The organism is Kribbella sandramycini (assembly GCF_013131805.1).
GTDB lineage: Bacteria > Actinomycetota > Actinomycetes > Propionibacteriales > Kribbellaceae > Kribbella > Kribbella sandramycini.
Map to the genome: position 1 here is coordinate 1 of NZ_JABJRC010000027.1, position 702 is coordinate 702.

A 702-nucleotide genomic window follows, 5' to 3' on the forward strand; every position below is an offset into this window, starting at 1 on the left:
AAGGCGACCCAGGCCGAGGCGAAGAAGTACTCCGACGTCGAGCTGCTGGTTGCTGAAGGCACCAATGATGTGAACCTGCAGATCAGCCAGGTCGAGACGTTCATCAACCAGAAGGTTGATGCGATCGTGCTGTTGCCGTTCGACGGTGCGGCGCTGACGCCGGTGGCGACGAAGGCGATGGAGGCCGGCATCACGGTGGTCAATGTCGACCGTGAGTTCGACAGCCCGGCCGCCGCGCGGACGACCGTGCTCGGCGACAACTACGGGATGGGTGTTTCGGCCGGTCACTATGTCTGTTCGCAGCTTGGGCAGAAGAAGGATTCGATCGTCGCGGAGATCGCCGGGATCGACTCGCTGCCGTTGACCCAGGACCGGAGCAAGGGGTTCAAGGACGCGCTCGGTGAGTGCGGTCTCAAGGTGAACAACCGCGTCGCGGCCGAGTTCACGGTCGAGTCGGGGGAGAAGGCGGCAGCGAATCTCCTCCAGGCCGCGCCGAAGATCGATGCGATCTGGAACCACGACGATGACCAGGGCGTCGGTGTGATGGCTGCGATCAAGAACTCGAATCGTAAGGACTTCTTTGTGGTCGGCGGCGCGGGGTCGGCGAATGTGATGCGTGAGATCAAGGCCGACAACACGCTGATCAAGGCGACCGTCATCTACCCGTCGACCCAGGGTGCGGACGGCGTCCGGCTGGCTCGG

Annotated in this window: 1 protein-coding gene; it reads left to right on the forward strand. The window is 63.2% G+C overall.

Going from position 1 to position 702, the window contains the following annotated elements:
* Positions 1-702, forward strand: a 702-nt coding sequence (locus HPO96_RS37430; protein ID WP_171679236.1) for a substrate-binding domain-containing protein, incomplete at both ends; no start/stop codon positions are given.